General features: G+C 48.3%; 24 protein-coding genes, 1 pseudogene and 1 riboswitch. Of the genes and pseudogenes, 3 read left to right on the top strand and 22 right to left on the bottom strand.

Annotated features, from left to right (window positions below):
• Nucleotides 1-7: 7 nt before the first annotated feature.
• Nucleotides 8-1,301 (bottom strand): annotated as a pseudogene (locus tag EDC33_RS12525) (ammonium transporter).
• Nucleotides 1,302-1,397: 96 nt separating this feature from the next.
• Nucleotides 1,398-2,312, bottom strand: coding sequence for a carboxypeptidase regulatory-like domain-containing protein (locus EDC33_RS12520; protein WP_124011418.1), 915 nt, complete (start codon nt 2,310-2,312; stop codon nt 1,398-1,400).
• A 375-nt stretch (nt 2,313-2,687) separates the two neighbouring features.
• On the opposite strand from EDC33_RS12520, the gene EDC33_RS12515 reads away from it, so the two are divergent.
• Entirely contained in the window at nt 2,688-3,383 is a 696-nt protein-coding gene (locus EDC33_RS12515; RefSeq protein ID WP_124011417.1) for an OmpH/Skp family outer membrane protein, read from the top strand.
• 75 nt (nt 3,384-3,458) lie between these two features.
• Here EDC33_RS12515 and guaA read toward each other — a convergent pair whose 3' ends face one another.
• Nucleotides 3,459-5,003 carry a glutamine-hydrolyzing GMP synthase gene (gene guaA / locus EDC33_RS12510; protein ID WP_124011416.1) on the bottom strand — a complete coding sequence of 515 codons (1,545 nt, stop codon included), beginning with the start codon at nt 5,001-5,003 and terminating at the stop codon, nt 3,459-3,461.
• Nucleotides 5,004-5,023: 20 nt separating this feature from the next.
• Nucleotides 5,024-6,493: an IMP dehydrogenase gene (gene guaB, locus EDC33_RS12505; RefSeq protein ID WP_124011415.1), complete on the bottom strand. Its 1,470-nt coding sequence runs from the start codon at nt 6,491-6,493 to the stop codon at nt 5,024-5,026.
• Nucleotides 6,494-6,570: 77 nt separating this feature from the next.
• Nucleotides 6,571-6,671: riboswitch (purine riboswitch) on the bottom strand.
• Nucleotides 6,672-6,821: 150 nt separating this feature from the next.
• On the opposite strand from guaB, the gene EDC33_RS12500 reads away from it, so the two are divergent.
• The gene (locus tag EDC33_RS12500; protein WP_094907337.1) at nt 6,822-7,217 is read left to right on the top strand and encodes a general stress protein; all 396 of its coding nucleotides are present in this window, start codon (nt 6,822-6,824) and stop codon (nt 7,215-7,217) included.
• 64 nt (nt 7,218-7,281) lie between these two features.
• Here the strand turns inward: EDC33_RS12500 and EDC33_RS12495 are convergent, their stop codons facing one another.
• Together EDC33_RS12495 and EDC33_RS12490 are read right to left on the bottom strand one after the other, a co-directional pair.
• Nucleotides 7,282-7,920: a YfbU family protein gene (locus tag EDC33_RS12495; RefSeq protein WP_124011414.1), complete on the bottom strand. Its 639-nt coding sequence runs from the start codon at nt 7,918-7,920 to the stop codon at nt 7,282-7,284.
• 210 nt (nt 7,921-8,130) lie between these two features.
• Nucleotides 8,131-8,976, bottom strand: coding sequence for a helix-turn-helix domain-containing protein (locus tag EDC33_RS12490; RefSeq protein WP_124011413.1), 846 nt, complete (start codon nt 8,974-8,976; stop codon nt 8,131-8,133).
• A gap of 193 nt (nt 8,977-9,169) precedes the next feature.
• Between EDC33_RS12490 and EDC33_RS12485 the strand changes: the two genes are divergently transcribed.
• Nucleotides 9,170-10,444 carry a DUF2382 domain-containing protein gene (locus EDC33_RS12485; protein ID WP_094907334.1) on the top strand — a complete coding sequence of 425 codons (1,275 nt, stop codon included), beginning with the start codon at nt 9,170-9,172 and terminating at the stop codon, nt 10,442-10,444.
• A gap of 90 nt (nt 10,445-10,534) precedes the next feature.
• Here EDC33_RS12485 and rpsR read toward each other — a convergent pair whose 3' ends face one another.
• The 16 genes from rpsR to rpmH all read right to left on the bottom strand — a co-directional run bounded on the left by rpsR (nt 10,535) and on the right by rpmH (nt 23,154).
• Complete coding sequence (gene rpsR / locus EDC33_RS12480; RefSeq protein WP_031546752.1) at nt 10,535-10,774, bottom strand: 30S ribosomal protein S18; 240 nt, start codon at nt 10,772-10,774, stop codon at nt 10,535-10,537.
• 194 nt (nt 10,775-10,968) lie between these two features.
• Nucleotides 10,969-11,655: a molybdate ABC transporter permease subunit gene (gene modB, locus EDC33_RS12475; RefSeq protein ID WP_094907333.1), complete on the bottom strand. Its 687-nt coding sequence runs from the start codon at nt 11,653-11,655 to the stop codon at nt 10,969-10,971.
• Nucleotides 11,636-12,403, bottom strand: coding sequence for a molybdate ABC transporter substrate-binding protein (gene modA, locus EDC33_RS12470; RefSeq protein WP_124011412.1), 768 nt, complete (start codon nt 12,401-12,403; stop codon nt 11,636-11,638). The genes modB and modA overlap by 20 nt, the downstream gene beginning before the upstream one ends.
• Before the next feature lie 207 nt (nt 12,404-12,610).
• The gene (ssb, locus tag EDC33_RS12465) at nt 12,611-13,114 is read right to left on the bottom strand and encodes a single-stranded DNA-binding protein (protein ID WP_040106953.1); all 504 of its coding nucleotides are present in this window, start codon (nt 13,112-13,114) and stop codon (nt 12,611-12,613) included.
• Between the two features lie 21 nt (nt 13,115-13,135).
• Complete coding sequence (rpsF, locus tag EDC33_RS12460; RefSeq protein ID WP_094907331.1) at nt 13,136-13,435, bottom strand: 30S ribosomal protein S6; 300 nt, start codon at nt 13,433-13,435, stop codon at nt 13,136-13,138.
• Between the two features lie 116 nt (nt 13,436-13,551).
• On the bottom strand, nt 13,552-14,652 hold the full coding sequence (ychF, locus tag EDC33_RS12455; protein ID WP_094907330.1) for a redox-regulated ATPase YchF: 1,101 nt from the start codon (nt 14,650-14,652) through the stop codon (nt 13,552-13,554).
• A gap of 12 nt (nt 14,653-14,664) precedes the next feature.
• Complete coding sequence (locus EDC33_RS12450) at nt 14,665-14,859, bottom strand: DUF951 domain-containing protein (protein WP_031546760.1); 195 nt, start codon at nt 14,857-14,859, stop codon at nt 14,665-14,667.
• A 2-nt stretch (nt 14,860-14,861) separates the two neighbouring features.
• Entirely contained in the window at nt 14,862-15,770 is a 909-nt protein-coding gene (locus EDC33_RS12445) for a mechanosensitive ion channel family protein (protein ID WP_124011411.1), read from the bottom strand.
• Nucleotides 15,771-15,811: 41 nt separating this feature from the next.
• The gene (locus tag EDC33_RS12440; protein ID WP_124011410.1) at nt 15,812-16,663 is read right to left on the bottom strand and encodes a ParB/RepB/Spo0J family partition protein; all 852 of its coding nucleotides are present in this window, start codon (nt 16,661-16,663) and stop codon (nt 15,812-15,814) included.
• Nucleotides 16,664-16,772: 109 nt separating this feature from the next.
• Nucleotides 16,773-17,585 (bottom strand): ParB/RepB/Spo0J family partition protein, encoded by an 813-nt coding sequence (locus tag EDC33_RS12435; RefSeq protein ID WP_040106957.1) that lies wholly within the window; start codon nt 17,583-17,585, stop codon nt 16,773-16,775.
• 13 nt (nt 17,586-17,598) lie between these two features.
• On the bottom strand, nt 17,599-18,315 hold the full coding sequence (rsmG, locus tag EDC33_RS12430) for a 16S rRNA (guanine(527)-N(7))-methyltransferase RsmG (protein WP_124011409.1): 717 nt from the start codon (nt 18,313-18,315) through the stop codon (nt 17,599-17,601).
• Nucleotides 18,312-20,195 (bottom strand): tRNA uridine-5-carboxymethylaminomethyl(34) synthesis enzyme MnmG, encoded by a 1,884-nt coding sequence (mnmG, locus tag EDC33_RS12425; protein WP_124011408.1) that lies wholly within the window; start codon nt 20,193-20,195, stop codon nt 18,312-18,314. Before mnmG ends, rsmG begins: the two co-directional genes overlap by 4 nt.
• Before the next feature lie 13 nt (nt 20,196-20,208).
• Nucleotides 20,209-21,588 carry a tRNA uridine-5-carboxymethylaminomethyl(34) synthesis GTPase MnmE gene (gene mnmE / locus EDC33_RS12420; protein WP_094907326.1) on the bottom strand — a complete coding sequence of 460 codons (1,380 nt, stop codon included), beginning with the start codon at nt 21,586-21,588 and terminating at the stop codon, nt 20,209-20,211.
• 14 nt (nt 21,589-21,602) lie between these two features.
• Nucleotides 21,603-22,469 carry an RNA-binding cell elongation regulator Jag/EloR gene (jag, locus tag EDC33_RS12415; protein WP_124011407.1) on the bottom strand — a complete coding sequence of 289 codons (867 nt, stop codon included), beginning with the start codon at nt 22,467-22,469 and terminating at the stop codon, nt 21,603-21,605.
• 15 nt (nt 22,470-22,484) lie between these two features.
• Nucleotides 22,485-22,820, bottom strand: coding sequence for a ribonuclease P protein component (gene rnpA / locus EDC33_RS12410; RefSeq protein WP_175288337.1), 336 nt, complete (start codon nt 22,818-22,820; stop codon nt 22,485-22,487).
• Between the two features lie 196 nt (nt 22,821-23,016).
• Nucleotides 23,017-23,154, bottom strand: coding sequence for a 50S ribosomal protein L34 (gene rpmH / locus EDC33_RS12405; protein ID WP_000240855.1), 138 nt, complete (start codon nt 23,152-23,154; stop codon nt 23,017-23,019).
• Nucleotides 23,155-23,359 lie beyond the last annotated feature (205 nt).

Raw genomic sequence — 23,359 nt, 5'->3', positions numbered from 1 at the left:
ATTACCATCAGTCTTGATTATATCTTACCCATTGCTGTATTAACGAAACAATTCCCTTCCATTTTATAGTTGATTCAAACTTATGAATTGGAATATTCATATGCCTTCTCGCCATGGATGACGACATCGAGTCCATCGAGTTCCTCCTTTTCATCCGTGCGGAGTGTCGTGAACAGGCTGATGCCCTTTGCGATGCCATATGTCATTACAGCACTGAACAGTATTGTGGCGCTCACCGCTGCAAGCTGTGCCAGTACAGGCGTGACTCCGCCTCCTGAGAGGAGACCGTCTGCAATTCCCGGATTTACGGCACTTGTCTGGAGAATTCCAGTGCCGATGGCACCGACGATGCCCCCAATGCCATGGAGGCCGAACGCATCGAGCGCGTCATCGTAATTCAGCAGGACTTTCAGTTTTGTAATTGCGAAGAAACATAACGCTCCGCCCAACAGGCCAAGTGTCATCGCTCCGCCGTAGGTGACGAATCCAGCCGCCGGTGTGATGGCCACGAGTCCGGCAAGCATCCCTGAGAGCGTGCCGATCAGAGATACTTTCCCTTTTGTAAACCTCTCGACCATTACCCATCCGGCAATACCAGCCGTAGACGCCAGAACCGTATTCGTAAATGCGCTCATCGCAATGGCATCGAAAGTCAGCGCACTTCCTGCATTGAACCCGAACCAGCCGAACCAGACCAGTATGGCACCGACCATCGTGATGACGAGATTGTGCGGCGGCTTCTTATTGTCCGGCTTCCTCGACCCGAGCATCAAGGCAAGCACCAGCCCTGAAACACCCGATGAAATGTGTACAACCGTCCCTCCCGCGAAGTCCACGGCCCCGATCGAGTGGATCCACCCGCCACCCCAGACCCAGTGTGCAACCGGACTGTATACAAGGATGACCCATAGGGCCATGAATAAAAGAAATGGTCCAAATTTCATGCGTTCTGCAACCGACCCTGTCAGAATTGAAACAGCTATCGTACAAAATGTCAGTTGGAACAGCATGTATAGAGCGAAAGGAATCGTTTCAGAAAATGCGGCGTTCGCTTCATAGCCGACTCCTGTCAGGCCGAGGTATGAAAGGTCGCCTATGAACAGGTTGCTTCCCCCGAAACTTAAGGAGAATCCAAGACCCACCCATACAAAAGTTACGACAACGATGGCAGCCAGGCTGTGCATCGATGTATTCAGCACATTCTTGGACTGCACAAGTCCCCCGTAGAATAAAGCCAATCCAGGCGTCATCAGCCATACGAGCAGTGTACAAAGAAATATAAAAATTGTGTCCATGAGCATTCCCCCAATTCAAGTATGGGAGTATTATATACTCACTTTTTGAATATTCAAAATCCATGTAAAAAAGCCTGACATCACATGTCAGACTTTCTCACATCATCTATTTCGAATGATCCGGATTGCATATACCAGAAGTCCAAGCATAAGGAGCACACTGCCTATGATCACCAGAGTCATATTCACTCCCGGTGCATCCATACCATTCTCTGCAGCCACTTCTTCTGAAGCTTCCATATCCTCCGGTTGCATCTCTTCCTTTTCAGAAACTTCGAAGATGAGACCTTTCTTGCCTTTATCTTCAATCGTCAACGTTTTATCCGCTTCTTCCGCTTCATACCCTTCAGGCACCGTTATTTCAAGCTTATACTCACCGGCGGGCACTTGGGAGAATCGGAAATTCCCTTCTTCATCCGTCGTCACTTCATCTGTCTCTGCTCCCGATAGTGAAACTGTGACATCCTCTACACCTCGGCTGTCTGCCATCACTTTTCCTTCAATCGAGAACTCAGTCACTTCAGACTGGCTGACCGCCACTTCCACCGGAGCCTCAACCGGTTCCAATTCCGCAGCCGGCTCATCAGCGGGCACCTCTGTCACTTCCTCGGTGGATACCTCCACCGTCGGTTCAGCCGTCTGCTCCATGAATTGTTCTGTCGTCTCCTCCAAAGTCGGTTCAGACACGGAGTCTTCATATGTATCTTCCGTATATTCGTATGCTTCCCCAGTCCATTCTTCAAATGTCTCTTCCGTCTGGGGAACCGTGTATTCATATGACTCTTCAGTCTGAGAAGGGACATGCTCATATGTCTCTTCCGTCCGTTCCTCATAATATTCACTCGTGCCTTCTTCTTCTGTAGAAGATTCGGAAGTCGGCGCCTCCACCGTCTCCTCAGCAGATGGTTCCTGTGCGTTCTCCTGAGTCGCTTCCTCTTCAGTATCTGCAGCCACCCGGGACACGGGTATAAGCATGATGAACAGTATAACAGCCGTATAATAGGCAATCTTTCGCATGTCGGCCTCCAATGATAGTCTTATATTTTTATTGATGTATAAATTCCAATCCTCTAATTTCTGTAATACTAGGTTAAATAATACTATAAAATAAAAAATAATAACACCTTTGCCACAAGGCAGGTCACCCTTGTAATGACTTCCGCTTCATCCATTCACCGGAACCTACTTCTTATAGTAGTGCCCTCTCCCATTCCTGTGTATGATCTTCTTCAAATCTTTCCAAAGAGCAGTCCACCACACAGGAAACCCGGAAGCTTCTACCAAACCCGCAAAATTCCAGTTTTATCTATTTTCAGTACATTTGAAACATCGGTTCGCCTGTGTTAATTTTACGATAGAGAGACCAATCATTTCTGAAAGGAGAGTTCTTGAATGAAGAGAAGAGCTGTACTCGGTTCACTATTAGTCTCAAGCACACTAGTGTTTACAGGAATGAGCGGCACGGCAGAAGCGGATGACTTGGATGAAGAAGAAGGTGCGAAGACAGTCTGGGGCGAAATACTCCCTGCCGAAACCGACCCGGATGGTGACGGATGGGCAAATACAGATTTCGATACAACATGGATGTCCCAAGAAGCTCAAGATAGAATAAACGATTTAGCTTACGAAAAGGATTTCGGCGATTTGTCCCAAGTGGAATTCAATGAAAGGGTCGCAGCAATATACCAAAAGGAACAGCAGCTTCAGGCGGAAGGAAATGATGGCCAGAACGATATGACTCGAGAGGAAGATGGCACAACAAAAGAACGTCTGGCTGAACTGGCATTATATTCACCTGAAAAATTAAATGCGGCTCCGGTGCAGGATACACCATATGCCTATAATTTTATCCATGACGGATACGATTTCCACTTCTCCTATGACGGCACGTACTGGAAATGGTCATATGAACCTGTAGAGGACTTTACGGATGATGAGCTGATTTACCTAGCCCATAACCATCCAGAGAAGTTGAATGAAAAACCGGTGAGATCAGGCATCTATGACTTCCATCTGTATGAGCATGGAAATGTCTATCATTTCTTCTCTGATGGAGAAAGATGGTCCTGGTCGTATGAACCAAAATAACATGATTTCAAGTCCCTCATTTTAAAAGAGAGCCCCTGTAACGGTAACCGTTACAGGGGCTCTAGTTGCATGTGGCTATTCCCACTCGATCGTAGCCGGCGGCTTGCTTGTCACATCGTAGACCACGCGGTTGATCTGTTCGCTCTCATTGACGAGGCGCTTTGATATGCGTTCCAATACGTCCCAGTCGATCTTGGCGAATTCACTCGTCATACCGTCGATGCTTGTGACGGCGCGGATGCCGATCGTGTGGCTGTACGTACGGTAGTCGCCCATGACACCGACGGAGCGGATGTCGGGAAGGACTGTAAAATACTGCCAGATTTCACGGTCGAGACCCGCCTTCTTGATTTCGTCCCGCAGGATCCAGTCACTTTCGCGCACAATTTCCAGCTTCTCTTCTGTAATTTCACCAAGTATGCGGATGCCGAGGCCCGGACCCGGGAAAGGCTGTCTCCAAACAAGGTGCTCAGGAATGCCGAGTTCTATGCCGAGTTCACGCACTTCATCCTTGAACAATGTGTTGAGCGGCTCAAGCAGTTTGAACTGCATGTCTTCAGGCAGCCCGCCGACGTTATGGTGCGACTTGATCGTCGTTGCCGTCTCTGTACCGGACTCGATGATGTCCGTGTAGAGCGTGCCCTGTGCAAGGAAGTCCACGTCTTCAAGCTTGGAAGCTTCATCGTCGAATACATAGATGAATTCATTGCCGATGATCTTCCGCTTCTGTTCCGGGTCAGCCACGCCTTTAAGTTTATTCAGGAAGCGGTCTTTCGCATCCACTTTGATGATATTCATGTTGAAACCTTCGCCGAACTGTTCCATGACCATTTCCGCCTCTCCCTTACGGAGGAGACCGTGGTCGACGAAGATGCATGTGAGGTTGTCACCGATTGCCCGGTGCATCAATACAGCGGTAACGGATGAATCCACTCCGCCGCTCATTGCACAAAGCACTTTTCTGTCGCCGACCTCCTCGCGGATCTTATCGATTTCAATAGCGATGAAGTTATCCATCGTCCATTCTCCGTGACATCCACAGATATCACGGATGAAATTCCTGAGGAATGTATCTCCATTTTTGGAGTGCTTGGATTCCGGGTGGAACTGCACACCATAGATTTCCTTCTCTTCATGCTTGATGCCTGCATACTGGCATAGCGGCGTATAGGCGATCTGCTTGAAGGAATCCGGGATGTGCGTGACTTTATCACTGTGGCTCATCAGGACGATTTCGCTTTCAGCCAGTCCCTTGAAGAGGGGCGCGTTGATATCCAGACTGATTTCAGTCGGTCCGAATTCCTTTTCGTTGGATGGGACGACTTCCCCGCCGTTCAGCTGTGTGATGAGCTGCATGCCGTAGCAGATGCCGAGCACCGGTACGCCGAGTTCAAACACTTCAGGGTCTACAGTGAATGCATCTTCTGCATAGACGGAACGCGGTCCGCCTGAGAGGATGATGCCCTGTGGATTCAGTTCCCTTATTTCTTCCATTGTAATGCTCGGGTTATGGAGTTCACTGTACACTCCAAGGTCCCTGATACGCCGTGTAATGAGTTGGTTGTATTGACTGCCATAGTCGATAACCAGTATGAGTTCCTGCTCTTTAGCCATTTCCATCTTTCAACCGTGCTCCTATCTTATCTAGAGTAGTTCGGGGATTCTTTAGTGATCTGGATATTGTGCGGGTGGCTTTCGATCAGGCCAGCACCTGTGATCTTGACGAACTGCGACTCTTCTCTGAGAGCCTCCAGGTCCTGTGATCCTGTATAGCCCATCCCGGACCTTAGTCCGCCCATCAGCTGATAGATTGTATCGCTGAGTGGACCCTTATACTCTGTACGCCCTTCAATGCCTTCAGGAACAAATTTCTTCGCTTCCGAATCTTCCTGGAAGTAGCGGTCTTTCGAGCCTTTCTCCATCGCTCCGAGGGAACCCATGCCACGGTATGTCTTATATCTTCTTCCTTGGAAGATTTCAGTCTCCCCTGGAGATTCGCTCGTACCTGCAAGCAGGCTGCCGAGCATGACTGCATGACCTCCGGCTGCAAGTGCTTTGACGATGTCGCCGGACAGCTTGATGCCTCCGTCTGCAATGATCGTCTTGCCATGCTTCCTTGCCTCGCTCGCTGCATCATAGACTGCTGTGATCTGAGGGACACCGACACCTGAAACGACACGGGTAGTACAGATGGAACCCGGGCCGATGCCGACTTTGACTACATCGACACCTGCATCAATCAATGCTTTCGTCCCTTCCGCAGTTGCCACGTTTCCAGCAATCAATGTGATGTCAGGGAAATTATCACGGACATCACGAATCGCTTTGAGCACACCTCCCGAATGGCCATGGGCCGTATCGATGACAAGTGCATCCACACCTGCTGCGATGAGCTCTTCAGCACGTTTTTTCGTCTCTTTGGCGATGCCGATGGCACCCGCCACAAGGAGACGCCCCTGGCTATCCTTGGCAGCGCCCGGAAATTCGATGACCTTCTCGATGTCCTTAATCGTGATCAGGCCTTTTAATATGTTGTTTTCATCGACAAGTGGGAGTTTTTCAATTCTGTATTTCTGAAGAATCTGCGCCGCTTCATCCAGCGTCGTACCTACTTCAGCAGTTATAAGGTTCTCTTTGGTCATTACATCATCAATCGGTTTTGAATAATCCTCTATGAAGCGCAGGTCACGGTTTGTGATGATGCCGATCAGCTTCTTCTCCTCTGGATTATTGACGATCGGCACTCCGGAAATACGGTATTTGCCCATCAGATGCTCTGCTGCGAAGACCTGCTCCTCCTTCGTCAGGAAGAATGGATCTTTGATGACACCGTTTTCGGAACGTTTGACCTTCTCCACCTCGTCACGCTGGCGTTCAATGGACATGTTCTTATGAATGACACCAAGACCGCCCTGACGTGCAATCGCGATTGCCATCGCAGATTCGGTCACAGTATCCATCCCTGCACTCAGAACCGGTATGTTCAGCCTGATGCTTTTGGACAGCTGCACGGAGAGATCCACTTCCTTCGGCAGTACTTCTGAATGCGCCGGTACCAGCAGCACATCATCAAACGTCAAACCCTCTTTTTCAAACTTTCTTTCCCACATTCTTATTGCCTCCTATTTTTAAATAGTACACCTTAAAAAAACATAGATAGGAACAATGGAGATACAGCCGATGATCGGATATCCAATTGTTATTCCATAGTAGCTTTATTTAAGGTAAAGCCTAGAAACTCATAATCCATATTATTATGATTATATGAAATAAAATATTTAATTACTTATGATAGCAAAAAAACACAGTATAAACAATGTATTTTCGATAATGGGGATAATACAGAAAATTTAAACATATGTATAATGTAAGTTTTAGAAGATCATCAAAGGGAATATTAATTGAAATTGAAGATGATTCAGGAAAAGGAGGGCCATCGTGAACTATTTTGAGTTGTATGACAGTCAGGAAGCCGTACTCGACCGCATTACACAGTTGAAAGCTGAAGGGTATTATGAAGAGGATATACACCTTATGGGCAGGGAAGATAAAGAATTCGAAGCCCTTGAATATACAGACGTGGTCTATCATATCCATGTAGCGGATGATATAGGACTGAAGGAGATACTGGCTAGAAACGAGCCTGCAGAACGATTTCTCCACGACTATGAGCTTGGTGAAGATGAAATAGAAAGATACTTATTCAAGATCAGCGAAGGGAACTACCTGATGTTCTATGCAGATTTGGCTCTCATGGAAAGACGTGAGGAACAGCAGGAGAGGGAAGAAAGTGCAGAAGCGGATTTCAAAGGGGAAGTCAAAGACCCTGAATAGATTCGAAAAAATGATCTGAAGCAACCGCTTCAGATCATTTTTATTTCCACATGTTCCTTAACCCTTACTCCTTCGTGCCGAGGCCGCTTTCCTTCACCACCTGCAGAGGCTGCAGGCTCCCCACCTCAACAATGTTCAGATTCTTTGGCCTGAGCATCTCCATTTCATTTCCCTTCCCAATGCAGACATTCCTGATTTCATCAAAAGACAGAAGATCCATATATTCGTATGGCTTATAATTCAGCATCATCTGCCTGTAGTGATGCAACGACAGGTTGTAAGTGTCGTCTGCCGTATTCTGCATCTCGGTTTCCCGATGACGCACCAAAAAGTTCCAATAGGTGAAATGATGGTATTCTATATTGCTGCTGCTGTCAAACCCGGTAAAATGGACATGATAACCCGCAGACAATTCCTCCCGTGCCCCTTCATTCAACTGGGCCATCGATCTTTCAATCTTACTGAAGATGGCAAGGATCGTATCCACTTCCCCGGCCACTTCCATGGTCACCTCTTCCCCGCTGATCATCTCCATCACATGCGGATATTTCTTCTGTACCCCTTCCGTAAGGATGTCCATGTAGTAGCAGTAGGAAGTATGGTTTTCCGGATCAAGCAGGCTCATTATCTTGAACTGGTTCAGCAGCATCAACCGTGCCAGGGGATTCTCCAGACCCTTCACGTCATTATAGGCCGCTCCCATCTAGAATATGTGATCCAGACACCAACAGTTGCTTGCCTGTTCCATTCCATTGTCATTAAGTTGAACATTATTTCCCCCAGCCAACAACATTGCCAATATGAAATATACTGTATACTTTTTCAAATTCATATCCCCTTACCCTTTAAGTTATTGTTTCTATACAGGAACTATTTCATTATAAAATATTCAAAGGACTATGATCATCATTATTTAGGAAATATTCTTCTTTGAATATTTTTCTAATATATCAAACAATTCAAGTGCATCGTAATTTTCAAAGAAGACCTTATTCTTCTCTTTCAGAATTTCATATTCTTCATACTGCTTAAGATTTATCAGTGCGGAAAACTTCATATAGAGTATATGGACGATCAGATATGTAGAATCATTTTTGTGGAGTATCTCCAAGGCTTTGTTGCAATACTTCAATGACTTTTCATGCTCTTCACCTTCACACAGGCTCACAGCCAAATTATATAATATTTTGACTACGAGTACCGGGGACGTCTTTTTGGATCCTTCATAAAAGGCCAAAGCCTCTTTGTAGGAATCCAGACCACCCAAACCAGTCATACTGTATATATTCCCTTTAGCCAGATGCATTTCTGCCACTGCTTCATACATCCACTCATTCTTCTGATTCATCTCTATCGCTATATTGATCAAGCGCAGGGCCATCCTATACTGTCCTTTGGACTGTTTTACAAGTCCATGGTGCCAGGACCTGTAGCCTTCAAGCTCTGGCGACTGTTTCCAGAATCCGCTTCTCTCGCTTTTCAGTATTTCTTCCATCCTATCGTAATCCTGCTCTTTTCTGGCCGCATCCAACTGTTCCCGCACGATTATGCCCGGCGTCTTCTCGCCACTGCAGAATACATCATGCATGCTCAGATTCAGACGTTCCATCACCCTCATAAACTCACCCAGACTTATTGTGAAGCTGCCATTCTCCAATCTGGATATGGAAGATTGGGAGCTGATTCCTTCAGCGAGCTCTCCTTGCGAGAGTGACATCATCTTTCTTCTTTTTCTGATCTTTCCTGATATATCTTCCAATCATTTCCACCTCTTTTTTAGATTATTATTCCACAGCGCCGCCATGGCGTCCATTAAATCTTTTATGGTAGTTTATTAAAAATGCACATGGGTATAAATCTAGTACGTATTAGGATGATGGATGTGCGCTATAATCAGTCATTTTCGAAAATGTAACAAAACCTAATCATCAAACAAAATGGAGGTATGAGTTATGCGTAAAATTGAATCATACATGAGCGAACAGGAAATGCTTGGAAGAATTGAACAGCTGAAATCCGAAGGTGTAGCCGAAAACCAAATTACTGTAGTTTCCAGAGAGGAGCTTGAAGGGTCTTCCTTGAACTATACCGATGTGAACTACAAGACTTCTGAAGGAAGTGCCTGGGATAAGATCGTTTCCTGGTTCAGTGCAGAAGACCCTGAGGAGCGTGTAATGACAGGACTCAACCTGAATCCACAGGAAGAGGAAGAATATAAAGAAGCTCTGGATAGCGGGAAAATCCTTCTTTATGTCAACGATGAAATTGAAGGGGATACTACCGACTATCCTAAAGATCCATTGCTCGAAGACGATGAGGACAGGGTCGATAGAGGGGACTCTGCAGAACGTCCAAGATCCACTCCTGGCAGTGCGCATAGTCCTGGCGTGACTGGAGCGGCTGGTGCTACAGCAGCAGCTGGTGGCATCGGTTCTGACGAAAAAGACGAAAACCGCTATGTTGATGGTGCCGAGCGGCCGGAAATCGACAGGGAAACAGATTCCGTGCCGGGCAGTGCCCATAATGAAGGAACAACAGAAGTGGAAGGCGGCGTAGGCGGACGCGATGAAAATCGCTATGTCGATGGAGCTGAACGGCCGGAAATCGAAGAAGATTATCAATATGGCGATCGGGACAACCGTGCCATCAACGATGACATGGTCGAAGGACGCCGTGACCAGAATGTAGTTGATACAGGACGGGATGAGCCAGTGGACGACAAAGAAGGACGCTACAGTGTTGATGATCGTGCATTGAACACCACTGGCGCTGGTGCTGCCAATGACGAGTTTGCAGACCGGGATGACCTGACCGAAGAAGAAAAGATCCAGCTTCGTGAAGAGCGTCTGAATGTTGATAAAGAGCGCGTCCAGACAGGCGAAGTGAATGTTGACAAACATGTCGAGACGGACCACCAGGAATTTGATGTGCCGGTCGAACGTGAAGAAGTTACAGTGGAAAGACGCCCTGTAGATGGCGATCGTCCTGCAGGTGACATCGATGGGGACGACCGCGATTCCATCAATGTATCGGTAAACGAAGAGCGTGTAAATGTAGATAAAGAAGACGTGGTAAGTGAAGAAGTGGTCGTCAAGAAAGACAAAGTCAGAGACACGGAACATGTTTCCGAGGATGTCCGCCGTGAAGATGTGGACATTGATGAAACGACAAATGACAGAGGGCGTCTTGATGACGACCGGTTGGATAGAGACAAAGATAGACCATAGTCTACAAATTTACTCCCATGGCCTTGCGCCGTGGGATTTTTTTTCATGAAAAAAAGCCCCATCCTATAGATGGGGCTTTCACTCACATTATTATTGTTCTTCCTTCACGTATGGAAGCAATGCCATATGACGTGAACGCTTGATTGCTTTTGTAAGCTGGCGCTGATACTTCGCAGAAGTACCTGTTACACGTCTTGGAAGAATTTTACCACGTTCTGAAATGAACTTTTTAAGGAGATCTACTTCTTTGTAGTCAATGTGCGTAATGCCATTGGCTGTGAAGTAGCAAACCTTTTTACGGCGACGACCGCCTCTTCTTGGACCTGCCATGAGTTATCCTCCTCTACAGATTGAATGTCGCCATGCAGTAGTGTGTGGTACTGCAATTGCGTATTCATATCTATAATTTTAGTTATTTCGTGATGAACGTGTGTAAGTGTTTTTGTATGTGCAAGGTATATTTTACACATTGGGTGTCTCATTGTCAATCGATGATGCACAAGTTGTTGCCTATATCCACACAATTATATGTTGCTGCTTCTTGTCCTTACGATGAAGAGCATGATGAATGAAATGATGACGATGGTGATGACCCACATCCAGGCCAGGGTCATTTTACCGGAATCGAGTGCAATATAGATGGCGGTCGGCACAGTCTGCGTCTTTCCCGGTATATTACCGGCAAACATCAATGTTGCACCGAACTCCCCAAGCGCCCGCGCGAAACTCAATATGCCCCCTGCCATCAAGGCTTTTGAGGCAAGAGGGATCGAAATGGTGAAGAATGTCTGGAAACGGCCCGCTCCATCCACTTTGGCAGCTTCTTCAATATCCTTGTCTACATTCTGAAACCCCGCCTTGGCTGACTGGTACATCAGAGGAAAGGCTACGACAGCACTTGCTACAACAGCAGCATACCAGGTGAATATGATGGGCTGGTTGAAGATGAAGGCAATCCACCCTCCAATCAGGCTGTTGTTGCCCAAGAGGACGATCAGCAGGAACCCGATGACTGTTGGCGGCAGTACAAGCGGCAGCATAATCAGTGTTTCAACGATGGATTTCCCGGGAAATTTTATATCCACCATCCATTTCCCGATGATCGTCCCCAAAATGAGCACAATAATGAATGCCAGTATGGAAACCCGGACCGACAAACGGATGGGATCCAGAAATTCTTCGAATGTGATGTTACTGAATAATGAATCCATATTCTTCAAACACCTTTTGGGCCGTCTCGGAGTGCAGAAATTCTTGGAATTCCACGGCGGTTTCATGGTTTGGGGAATCTGCTATTACACCTGCGGGATATCTTACCGGTGTATGGAGGGATTGAGGAAATTCATGGACGATTTCCACCCTATCACTCAACAGTGCATCGGTGCGGTAGACGATGCCGGCTTCGACATTCCCTGTCTCTACATAGGATAACACTTGCCGCACATCCTTTGCATAGACGATATCCTCTTCTATTTCCGTGAATATATCCAATGCGCCCAGAGCTTCCTTGGCATACATGCCTGCCGGTACTGCACTCGGCGTTCCAATCGCCACTTTTCCTGCCTCTTTGAGGTCAGCTGGCGAAGAGACTTTTCCGTCCTCCGGGACAATCAGTACCAGGGAGTTGCCGAGAAGTACCGTATTTGATGAAGGATCGATTGTCCCTTCATCAACCAGCGTCTGGAACTTTTCGTCTGAAGCCGAGACGAACAGATCGACTGGCGCACCTTGGGAGACCTGCTGCTGCAGCGAGCCGGATCCCCCGAAATTGAATGACAGTCCGACATCCGGATGTGCCTCTTCATAGAGCGTGCCGACTTCCTCCATCGCCTCGCTCAAACTGGCAGCAGCGGAGATCGTGATCGTTTCCCCGCTGTTTCCTGTAGCACTGCTGCCGCATCCGGCCATCATTAGAAATATGCCTATCATGCCTACCCATGTCAAAGCGCCCTTTTTCATAGAGACTCTCCAATCTGAATTTATCCTTAACTGCCATTATAAACACTTCTGTCCCCGGAGAGAATATGTCTGAGGATGATTATTGTGAAATAAAAAAGGCATTCCGGGTTACCGGAATGCCCTGGTGCAGGATACACACACTATATCCTGCACATGCACACACACACTTTTCACACTTCATCTTTCATATCCGATCTTGGATATGGTTTAGAATGGTAGATCGTCATCACTGATATCAACCGGTCCATCGGCGTTTGCGAATGGATTCTCCTCTTTTGTATCCTGTCTGGATTTTTGAGGTGCCGGTCTTGAACCAGTGGACTGGTTACCGTACGCATTCTGATAGCTGTCTGCGGAATTATTGTACTGTTGATTACTGCCTTGCCCTTGTCCTTTAGGTTCCAGGAACTGCACACTATCACACACTACTTCAGTCACATATACTCTTTGACCTTCTTTGTTCTCATAGGAACGACTCTGCAATCTGCCGTCTACTCCCGCCAGACTGCCCTTCTTCAAGTACTGGTTGACGTTCTCCGCCTGCTTACGGAAAACGACACAGTTGATGAAGTCAGCTCCACGTTCGCCGTTCGCACTTGTGAACGGACGGTTGACTGCCAGAGTGAAGGTCGCTACAGATATATTACTTTGACTGACTTTCAGTTCGGGGTCTTTTGTAAGACGCCCTACCAATACAACACGGTTCAGCATGTAATCAACTCCATTGTATTATTACTGTTTCTCTGCTTGTTCGTCGCGTACAATGATATGACGAATGATATCATTGTTGATTTTGGCCAAACGTTCGAACTCATCTGTGGCTTCCACATCAGCATTCACTTTGATGATGTGATAAAAGCCTTCGCTGAAATCTTCGATTTCATATGCAAGACGACGTTTACCCCACTCTTTTGATTCGACGATTTCCGCACCTTTTGAAGTCAAAACGTTGTCAAAACGCTCAACAAGCGCCTGTTTCGCATCTTCTTCAATGTTCGGGCGGATTACATATAGAATTTCATATGCTTTCATCTTCTACACCTCCTTATGGTCTTTAGCGGCCCATTTCCGTAGAAATAAGCAAGGAATAATTTTCATTACTCACAATCCGATATTATACCAGTGATCGGTTCTTTTTACAACCATTTTTAAACGTTGAATCTGAAATGAACGACGTCGCCATCCTTCATGAGATAGTCTTTACCTTCCAGACGGACCTTGCCCGCCTCTTTGGCCTTCACCATGTTGCCGTTCTCGACCAGATCATCATAGCTTACCGTCTCTGCACGGATGAATCCTTTTTGGAAATCGGTATGGATGATGCCTGCACATTCCGGTGCGGACATGCCTTCCCTGAAAGTCCATGCCCGGACTTCCTCGACACCCGCTGTAAAGTAGGTCGCCAGCCCAAGGAGATTATATGCAGCCTTGATGAGTTTATCCAGCCCGGATTCCTCTATGCCGAGGTCTTCCAGGAACATCTCCTTCTCATCTTCATCCAGCACCGCAATCTCCTCTTCCACTTTTGCGGAGATCACGATGACTTCAGACCCTTCTTTTTCTGCATATGCTTCGATCGATTTCAGGTATTCATTCTGTTCTAGGTTGCCGAGTTCATCTTCTGCCACATTGGCGACATACAGCATCGGCTTCTGCGTCAGCAGATGGAGGTTCTTGACCTGTTTCGCCTCTTCATCTGTAAATTCAAGCGCCCGGACTGGTCGGTCGTTCTCAAGTCCCTCCTTGATCTTCGAGAGCAGTTCCAGCTCGGCCATTGAATCCTTGTCCTTCTGCTTCGCCATCTTCTCTAGGCGCGGTATCCGCTTCTCCACACTTTCCAGGTCCGCAAAGATCAGTTCCATATTGATGATTTCAATATCATCGATCGGATCGACCTTGCCGGATACGTGTGTGACATTCTCATCATCGAATGCACGTACGACCTGGCATATCGCATCGACTTCACGGATATGGGCGAGGAATTTGTTGCCGAGCCCTTCACCTTTGGATGCACCTTTGACGATGCCCGCGATATCTGTAAATTCAAATGCCGTAGGGACGGTCTTTTTCGGTTCCACCATTTTCGTCAGTACATTCAATCTTTCATCCGGCACTTCAACGATGCCGACATTCGGATCGATTGTGGCGAACGGATAGTTTGCTGCGAGTGCACCTGCTTTTGTTATTGCGTTGAATAATGTCGACTTGCCGACGTTCGGCAACCCGACGATCCCTGCTGTCAGAGCCATTTATAATCACCTTTATGCTTCATATTTTTTTCTTACCATTTTCATTCTCTTTTCGAAATCACGACGCGGCATCATGATGACCCGGTCACACTGGTTGCACTTGATCTTGATGTCTGCCCCCATGCGGGTGATGGAGAACAGCCTGCTGCCGCACGGATGCGGCTTCTTCATTTCGACGATATCATTCAGACCATATTCTTTTGTCATGATTACTCACCTTCATCTTTAGCCATTTTATCATCAAAGTCCTGTATGTCCATTTTAGGTACAGAGATATAGATGCCTTTGCCCTCAAGATGATTCTTGATCGCTTTTCTCATGCGGCGTGTCACACCGAAGTGCTCCATCGGCTGCGTCTCGAGCATTATCCGGATGATGGCTTCACCGTTCTCTATGCCCTGCAGGCCAAGGATTTCAGGTTTGGAGACGAGCATCTCCTCTTCCTGCCAACGGGCTTCGAAGAACTGCTCCAATGTATTCTCGACTGAGTCAAGATCCTCCTCCACCGACACATTCATGTCGAGCATGGATACCGCATTATAGCGGGAGAAGTTGACGACTTCGTTGATGGTACCGTTCGGGATGATGAAGAGCTCACCTTCCCACCCCTGGATTTTGGAGGCGCGCAGGCCGAGGGACAGCACTTCACCTTCGGCAACCGTCGTACCGGAAGTATTCACCCTGACGAAATCCCCCTTATCGAACTGGTTCTCCAGAATGATGAAAAATCCTGTTATCATATCCTTCACAAGGCTCTGTGCCCCGAAACCAATTGCCAGGCCGACGACCCCGGCACCGGCAAGGAGCGTCCTTACGGGCAGGCTGAACGTTTCAAGCACCATCATGATGACGACGAACCATATGAACACCGTCGCAGTATTCTGCAGCACGTTGATCAACGTCTGGTTGCGCTTGCTGCTTCCTTTCAACCGGGATTTCGATTTGACTTTGAAGAAATTATCGATCATCCTATTGGCGATCCTGACGAGAATCATCGCTGCAATGATCAGTATGAGGGCCTGTATCAGCTTTGAAGCGATACCCATCCATAGCTCGGGATCCCTCAGATTATCCATGATTTCACCGATGAACATTATCGGCTCCTCAGTTGTTGTCATCAGTATATTCGCTAACACTGCTTCCACCTTCACTTTCCAGTTTACTTGTCTTCCAGCATGGAGATGAGCCTTTTGAACTCTTCTTCATTCCTGAACTCGAATGATATTGTGCCCTTTTTGCGCTTCTTCCTTATTTCCACTGCCGTTCCGAAATGTTCCTTGAGCATCGTCTCATGCTTCTCTATGAACTTCGGCTTGTCCTGCTTCTTCTTTCTTTTGGCAGGTGCTTCCTGCAGGCTTTTTACATAGGTCTCAAGTGTACGGACACTCATTCCTTCATCGATAGCACGTTTCGCTGCACCTTCCATCTGGATGGGGTCCTTGAGCGCCAGAAGTGTCCTGCCGTGTGCACCGGAGAGCAGATCGTCATTGATCATCTGTCTGATGGCATTCGGCAGATTGAGCAGCCTCAGCATATTAGCGATGTAGGGACGTGATTTCCCCAGCCGCTCTGCCACTTCATTCTGGGTGATGTTCAAAGTCGTCATCAGTTGGCGATAGCTCATCGCCTCTTCCAACGGATTGAGGTTCTCACGCTGCAGGTTTTCAATGATGGCAAGCTCCATCATTTCGGTATCCGTCATCTCCTTGACGATTGCCGGTATGGTTTCCCTGCCGAGCATTCTGGACGCCCTGAATCTTCTCTCCCCTGCCACGATATCGTAGCCCTTGACGGCTTTCCTCACCACGATGGGCTGGATTACGCCATGTGTCTCAATGGAATCAGACAGTTCCCTTAGCTTATCCTCATTGAACTCCATACGGGGCTGATAGGGGTTCCTTCTGATTTCGGAAATTTTGAGTTCGATGACCGCCTCACCTTCCTTACCGCTGGAAAATAGAGCATCCAGTCCCTTTCCGAGACTCTTTCCCAGTCCTTTTTGCCTTGCCATGCGCCACTACCTCCAGTGCAGGGTTCTCATAAGTATAAAATCACATGCTGTCATTATATCAATCAACCTGCCCATTGTAACATAAGAAAAACACCCACACAGTGAGTGTCTACCTATAGATCTTTATCGTCACTTCATGGAAAGCATCCTCATCAGCCGACTCATAGGATACGTTGAATCCTTTGTCCTTCAGCCTGTCCACTTCACGGTTGAGATCATTCAGTATGAAGGACATGTCCTCATCAAAATCCAGTTCGTCATTGACGTGCTTCAGCTTCTTCCTGACTGCATGCTCCGTCTCCTTCACCGTCATCTTCTGCTTCCTGATGTCTTCAAGCATCTCTTCCTGCCCTGAATCCTCCAGGCTGAGGAGCGACCTTGCATGACGCTCGGTGATTTCCTGCTTCTGGAGCGCTTCAATGACTTCATCGGACAATTTAAGAAGACGCAGCTTGTTGGCGATGAATGACTGGCTCTTGCCAAGATTCTGTGCAAGGTTCTTCTGGGTGATGCCATCCATCTTGAGGAGCTTCTTATAGGCTTTCGCTTCTTCTATGCTGGATAGGTTCTCGCGCTGGATATTTTCTATCAGTGCAATGGCCGCAGATTCGGTATCCGTCAGATATTTTACGATGACCTCCGCTTCTTCGCGGTTGAGCATCTTCAGCGCCCTGAACCTGCGCTCCCCTGCAATGATTTCAAACATGCCCTCCTCTATCGGCCGGACGGTGATCGGCTGCAGGAGACCATGCTCCGCGATGGAATCGGCCAGTTCCCTGATCCGTTCCCGGTCGAATGCCGTCCTTGGCTGATAGCGGTTGGGGACGATGTTTTCCATCGGCAAGTGCTGCAGGGAGACATTCTCCTGCTGATCTTCACTTTTGTCTATCAAGCCGAAAAGTCTTGAAAATGGTTTTTTCACATGCAACACCTGCCTATTGTTTTAATGGGGATTTGTTTGGGGTACCCGGCTTGCGCGGATACTTCTTGGGTGTTTTTCTTCTCTTCGCGATTTCGAGGATATGGCGTTCACTGTCTTCCTCCGGGAGGGTGAAGCTGTGGGTTTCCACAAGCTCGCCTCCCAAGAGATCCAGGGCGAACTGGCTTTCTTCCAATTCTTCCATGCCTTTTCTGCCCTTCAATACAATGAAGCGACCTCCTGTACGGACAAGCGGCAGACAGAGCTCGGCCAGCACGTTCAACTGGGCGACTGCACGTGCCGTCACGATATCGAACATATGACGCTGAGGGCCTTGTGCAAATGTCTCGGCGCGGTCATGGACCAGATGGATCTTATCCAGATCGAGTTCTGCCGTCAGTTCGTTCAGGAAGAGGATGCGTTTATTCAGCGAATCCACTATGGTCACTTTGAGGTCGGGCCTCAGGATTTTGAGCGGGATGCTTGGGAAGCCCGCCCCCGCTCCGACATCGCATATGCTTGCATTCTCCGGGAGATCCACATGGAAGAGCGGCGTCAGCGAATCGTAGAAATGCTTCAGATAAACCCCTTCCTCGTCGGTCACGGCCGTCAGATTGACCCGGCCGTTCCATTCTGCAAGCATCTCGAAATATCTTCTGAATTTGGCGCGCTGTTCATCATCCAGGGTGATCCCCTGGTGACGCAGGACCTCTATGAACTGTGCTTCCTTCATGCTTCCACCCGTTGGATGCTGCCCTGTTCAATATAGACAAGAAGGATGGAAATATCTGCAGGGTTCACCCCTGAAATTCTGGAAGCCTGGGCGATATCGAGCGGTTTGACGGTTTTCAGCTTATCCCTTGCCTCTGTTGCGAGGGAATGGATTGCATCATAGTCGATATCCGCTGGTATCTTCTTCTTCTCCATGCGCTTCACCTTGTCGACCTGCATGAGCGACTTCTTGATGTAGCCGTCATACTTGACCTGGATTTCCACCTGTTCATGTTCTTCCTGTGTGAGCGTCGTTTCCTCTTCCAGTATTTCCATGATGGAGGCATAGTCCATCTCCGGACGTCTGAGCAGATCGATGGCCAGAATGCCATCTTTGAGCGGTGTTCCGCCCCTTTCCTCCACGATGGCCTGCGTATGGGCGTTCGGCTTGATGCGTATCTTCTTCAGGCGGTCGAATTCCTCTTCGATATGCCGCTTCTTGGTCTCGAATGCTTCGAGCCTTTCGTCTGAAATGAGTCCGATGCGATGTCCGATTTCCGTCAGGCGCATATCTGCATTGTCGTGACGCAGCAGCAGACGGTGTTCCGCCCTTGAAGTCAGCAGCCTGTATGGTTCATTCGTCCCTTTCGTCACAAGGTCATCGATGAGGACGCCGATATATGCATCGGAACGGCTGAGTACAAGTTCCTCTTCACCTAGCAGCTTGCTCGCTGCATTGATGCCTGCGATGAGCCCCTGTCCGGCCGCTTCCTCATACCCGCTGGTACCGTTGATCTGGCCTGCAGTATAGAGGTTCGTGATCTTCTTCGTTTCAAGTGTCGGCCACAGCTGCGTCGGAACGAGTGCATCATATTCGATGGCGTAGCCTGCACGCATCATCCTGGCATTCTCAAGTCCTGGAATGGATGAGAGCATCTCGCGCTGTACATTCTCCGGCATGCTTGTTGAAAGACCCTGTACATAGACTTCTTTCGTGCTCCGGCCTTCTGGCTCCAGGAAGATCTGGTGTCGTGGCTTGTCGTTGAAGCGCACAATCTTGTCTTCGATGGATGGGCAGTAGCGTGGGCCTGTACCTTTGACCATGCCGGAATACATCGCGGATAGATGCAGGTTGTCATTGATGATCATATGCGTATTTTCCGAAGTGTAGGTCAGCCAGCACGGCAGCTGATCCATGATGAATTCAGTCGTTTCAAAGCTGAAGGCGCGCGGTACATCGTCCCCGGGCTGTATCTCCGTCTTGGAGTAGTCGATGGAGTCCGAGTTGACCCGCGGCGGTGTTCCCGTCTTGAAGCGGACGATGTCGAAGCCGAGATCCTTCATCTGGTCTGCAAGCGGTACTGAAGGCATCTGATGGTTCGGGCCACTGGAATATTTGAGGTCGCCGAGGATGATTTCCCCGCGCAGGAAGGTGCCTGTCGTGACGATGACGGCCCTCGCTTCGTAAATGGTGCCGATATTCGTTTTGACACCCTTGACTTCACCGTCTTCCACAATCATTTCATCCACCATGCCCTGAAGGATATCGAGGTTCGGCTCATCCTCCAGCACCCGCTTCATCTCCTGCTGATAGAGCACTTTATCCGCCTGCGCCCTGAGGGCACGGACCGCTGGTCCTTTGCCGGTATTCAGCATGCGCATCTGTATATGCGTCCTGTCGATCACTTTTGCCATCTGTCCACCGAGTGCATCGACTTCACGGACGACGATCCCTTTCGCTGGCCCCCCTACTGAAGGGTTGCAGGGCATGAATGCTATATTGTCCAAGTTGATAGTCAGCATCAGCGTCTTCAGCCCTTTTCGTGCAGAAGCGAGTCCTGCTTCTACGCCCGCATGGCCTGCACCGATGACAACAACATCATATTTCATATTATCTGTCATAGTTTTCCTCCTTTTATTTCCCAAGGCAGAACTGGCTGAAGAGCTGGTCGATCAGCTGTTCACTGACATCTTCCCCAATCACTTCTCCGAGCAGTTCCCACGTTTTTACAAGGTCTATCTGTACTATATCCACCGGCACATCCATTCCGGCAGATTCTATCGCATCGGATATCGCATCGGCCGCCTGCTCAAGCAGGTGGATATGGCGGTTGTTCGATACATAGGTGGAATCCACGGACTGGATTTCCCCTTCAAAGAACAAGCTTGCGATCCGGTCCTCGAGATCATCCACACCCGTGCCGTTGATGATGGATGTTCTGACCACCGGCATACCCGGATATCTCTTTTGAAGATCTTCGACATCAAGCTTCGGTTCGAGGTCCAGCTTGTTGACGATATTGATGACATTCTGGTCTGCCATCGAATCGAGGATTTCGATATCCTCATCTGTCAGTGGTTCGTTGTTGTTCAATACATACAGTATGAGCTCCGCTTCCTTCAGCGCCTGGCGGCTGCGTTCCACACCGATCTTCTCGACGATGTCATCGGTGTCCCTGATGCCTGCGGTATCTATGAGTTTGAGTGGAATGCCGTTGACATTCACGTATTCTTCGAGTATATCGCGTGTCGTTCCTGCCACGTCGGTCACGATGGCCTTGTTGTCCTGGATCAGGTAGTTAAGCAATGAACTCTTCCCGACATTCGGCTTCCCGACGATGACGGTGCTCAGCCCCTCCCGAAGGATTTTTCCCTGGGCACTGCTCTTCAGCAGCTTCCTGATTTCATCCTTGACCTTCTGGGCCTCCTCTTCGAGGAAGGAAGTGGTCGCCTCTTCGACATCGTCATATTCCGGATAGTCGATGTTCACTTCCACTTGGGCCAATATGTTGAGGATGCTCTGGCGCAGGCCTTCAACATGTGCTTTCAGCCTTCCCTGCATCTGCTGGTTCGCAACTTTTGATGCTTCCGTCGTCTTGGATCTGATGAAATCCATGACACCTTCTGCCTGGGACAGGTCGATCCGGCCATTGAGGAAGGCGCGTTTCGTGAATTCTCCCGGCTCCGCCATGCGGGCACCGTGCTTCAGCGTCAGCTGGAGCACCCGGTTGATCGTATGGACACCACCATGGCAATTGATTTCAACGATATCCTCGCGCGTGTAGGTGCGGGGCGCCCTCATGATTGCCACCATGACTTCTTCCACAGTCTCCCCGGTATCGGGATCCAAGATGTGGCCGTAGTTGATCGTATGCGAATCCACCGCTTCCAGCGGCTTCGCACCTTTATAGAGGCGGTCTGCGATCTCCACTGCATCCACGCCGGAGAGACGCACGATTGCAATTGCACCTTCGCCCACCGGGGTGGAGATGCTGGATATTGTTTCTAATTGCATGATGCAATGCTCCTTTACTTCTTTTCTATTACAATATAACGATTCGGTTCTGCACCTTTGGAATAGGTTTCTATACCTTCGATGCCGCTCAGTACATGGTGCATGATCTTCCGTTCAAAGGAAGGCATCGGCTCAAGTTGTACCGGCCCCTCTATACGCTTCGCCTTCTTCGACATGTTGACTGCGAGGTTCTCGAGGGTTTCACGCCGCTTCTCCCGGTAGTTCTCGACATCAAGAGTAATCACACCATAGCTCCTGTATATCGAATTGAAGAACTGCTGGGCGACTTCCTGCAGCGCGTTGAGCGTTATACCGCGTTTCCCGATCAGCTTGGCGGCCATCGGGGAGAACAGCTCGATGTGCACCTCATTCTCGAGCACTTCGACTTCACTGGTTCTTTCTATATTCATATCCTGGATGATCCGTTCCACGTAGTCCCTGGTCTGCTCCGCCGCTTCTTCGATGGAAATCTGGACATGCACTTCCTCATCGATTTCTTCATCCTGGGCAAGCACATGTGCCAGTTCCTCCGCTTCGATGACATCCGCTTCTTCATTTTCACTTTCTTCCATTGAATCCGATGAACCCGAAGACCCGGGACCGGGGCCTGATGCCCCAGCCGCTTCGGGTACTTCTTCAGCAATGATGCTGTCAGCCTGTTCTGCATCTCTTGCAATCAAGGCGTCAATCGATTCATACATCTTGAGTTCGGGGTTTATGACGGTCAATCTGACGACGGCGTCCTTCCTGCCGAAGCCGAACAGCCCCTTCTTCCCTTCCTCTTCAACATCGATTTTGACATCCGCTTCGGAAACTTTCAGCTCTTCAAGGCCTTTGGCGATTGCACGATCAACAGTCTCATCTGTGTAAATCCTGTACATGGTGTAACCCCCATATCATTTTAGACATTTTGCGATCTTCAGCACGTGCAGTAATGATTTTTCCATCTGATGGTAGTCCATATCGCTGACCGGCTTCCTCGCAATGACGACATATTCCCTTGGCTTCAGCCGTTCCTGATGCTTATGGAAGAAGACGCGGATGCGCCTTTTGATCTTGTTGCGTTTAACAGCGTTGCCAAGCCGCTTGGACACACTGATGCCGAGCCTCATATGATCGGTCTTCGGATGGTCGGCCAGATACACGACGAACTGTCTGTTTGCGTACGATCTGCCCTTTTTGAAAACAAGCTGGAAATCACGTTCTTTTTTTATTCTGAATCTCTTTTTCATCATTGGTACGCTCTCTCACATATGATATTTCATTATATAAAATTCATCGTCATTATAGCATGCCATATACACTGGAAGAACCCGCCGTGCTCAAGCCGGGCATGCGCACTCCTCCGGTGGGGCTGCCTGAAAGTGGTAAAATGTAAAGCTGCCTTGCTACACAAAAAAAGATCACCTATTCAGATGATCTTGAGGATTAGGCTGAAAGAACTTTTCTACCTTTTCTTCTGCGACGGGCCAATACTTTACGGCCGTTCTTTGTGCTCATTCTTTTACGGAAACCGTGCACTTTGCTGTGCTTACGTTTATTTGGCTGATAAGTACGTTTTACCATATTAAATTACACCTCCATGATACTTTTGCCTGTGTATAGCTTCTAGAATTGTAACTATTAAAGAATAACAGATGGCCCTATAGATTTCAATACATTTTTCACTTGGATTCTGCAAATCCAGCGTGTGGATAACTTAAGCTGTTGACAACCTTTGTGGATAACTATATTGTGGATATTTCTTTTCCACATACTTCTGCATGAGTTA

It is taken from the genome of Salinicoccus roseus (assembly GCF_003814515.1).
GTDB lineage: Bacteria > Bacillota > Bacilli > Staphylococcales > Salinicoccaceae > Salinicoccus > Salinicoccus roseus.
This window is presented reverse-complemented; position numbering and strand designations above follow the sequence as displayed.

Excerpts from the sequence above, each read along its gene's own strand:
- EDC33_RS12520 (WP_124011418.1), bottom strand. The coding sequence starts at position 2,312 with ATGCGAAAGATTGCCTATTATACGGCTGTTATACTGTTCATCATGCTT.
- EDC33_RS12515 (WP_124011417.1), top strand. The coding sequence starts at position 2,688 with ATGAAGAGAAGAGCTGTACTCGGTTCACTATTAGTCTCAAGCACACTA.
- guaA (WP_124011416.1), bottom strand. The coding sequence starts at position 5,003 with ATGGAAATGGCTAAAGAGCAGGAACTCATACTGGTTATCGACTATGGC.
- guaB (WP_124011415.1), bottom strand. The coding sequence starts at position 6,493 with ATGTGGGAAAGAAAGTTTGAAAAAGAGGGTTTGACGTTTGATGATGTG.
- EDC33_RS12495 (WP_124011414.1), bottom strand. The coding sequence starts at position 7,920 with ATGGGAGCGGCCTATAATGACGTGAAGGGTCTGGAGAATCCCCTGGCA.
- EDC33_RS12485 (WP_094907334.1), top strand. The coding sequence starts at position 9,170 with ATGCGTAAAATTGAATCATACATGAGCGAACAGGAAATGCTTGGAAGA.
- rpsR (WP_031546752.1), bottom strand. The coding sequence starts at position 10,774 with ATGGCAGGTCCAAGAAGAGGCGGTCGTCGCCGTAAAAAGGTTTGCTAC.
- modB (WP_094907333.1), bottom strand. The coding sequence starts at position 11,655 with ATGGATTCATTATTCAGTAACATCACATTCGAAGAATTTCTGGATCCC.
- modA (WP_124011412.1), bottom strand. The coding sequence starts at position 12,403 with ATGAAAAAGGGCGCTTTGACATGGGTAGGCATGATAGGCATATTTCTA.
- ssb (WP_040106953.1), bottom strand. The coding sequence starts at position 13,114 with ATGCTGAACCGTGTTGTATTGGTAGGGCGTCTTACAAAAGACCCCGAA.
- rpsF (WP_094907331.1), bottom strand. The coding sequence starts at position 13,435 with ATGAAAGCATATGAAATTCTATATGTAATCCGCCCGAACATTGAAGAA.
- ychF (WP_094907330.1), bottom strand. The coding sequence starts at position 14,652 with ATGGCTCTGACAGCAGGGATCGTCGGGTTGCCGAACGTCGGCAAGTCG.
- EDC33_RS12450 (WP_031546760.1), bottom strand. The coding sequence starts at position 14,859 with ATGACAAAAGAATATGGTCTGAATGATATCGTCGAAATGAAGAAGCCG.
- EDC33_RS12445 (WP_124011411.1), bottom strand. The coding sequence starts at position 15,770 with ATGACAACAACTGAGGAGCCGATAATGTTCATCGGTGAAATCATGGAT.
- EDC33_RS12440 (WP_124011410.1), bottom strand. The coding sequence starts at position 16,663 with ATGGCAAGGCAAAAAGGACTGGGAAAGAGTCTCGGAAAGGGACTGGAT.
- rsmG (WP_124011409.1), bottom strand. The coding sequence starts at position 18,315 with ATGAAGGAAGCACAGTTCATAGAGGTCCTGCGTCACCAGGGGATCACC.
- mnmG (WP_124011408.1), bottom strand. The coding sequence starts at position 20,195 with ATGACAGATAATATGAAATATGATGTTGTTGTCATCGGTGCAGGCCAT.
- mnmE (WP_094907326.1), bottom strand. The coding sequence starts at position 21,588 with ATGCAATTAGAAACAATATCCAGCATCTCCACCCCGGTGGGCGAAGGT.
- jag (WP_124011407.1), bottom strand. The coding sequence starts at position 22,469 with ATGTACAGGATTTACACAGATGAGACTGTTGATCGTGCAATCGCCAAA.
- rnpA (WP_175288337.1), bottom strand. The coding sequence starts at position 22,820 with ATGAAAAAGAGATTCAGAATAAAAAAAGAACGTGATTTCCAGCTTGTT.
- rpmH (WP_000240855.1), bottom strand. The coding sequence starts at position 23,154 with ATGGTAAAACGTACTTATCAGCCAAATAAACGTAAGCACAGCAAAGTG.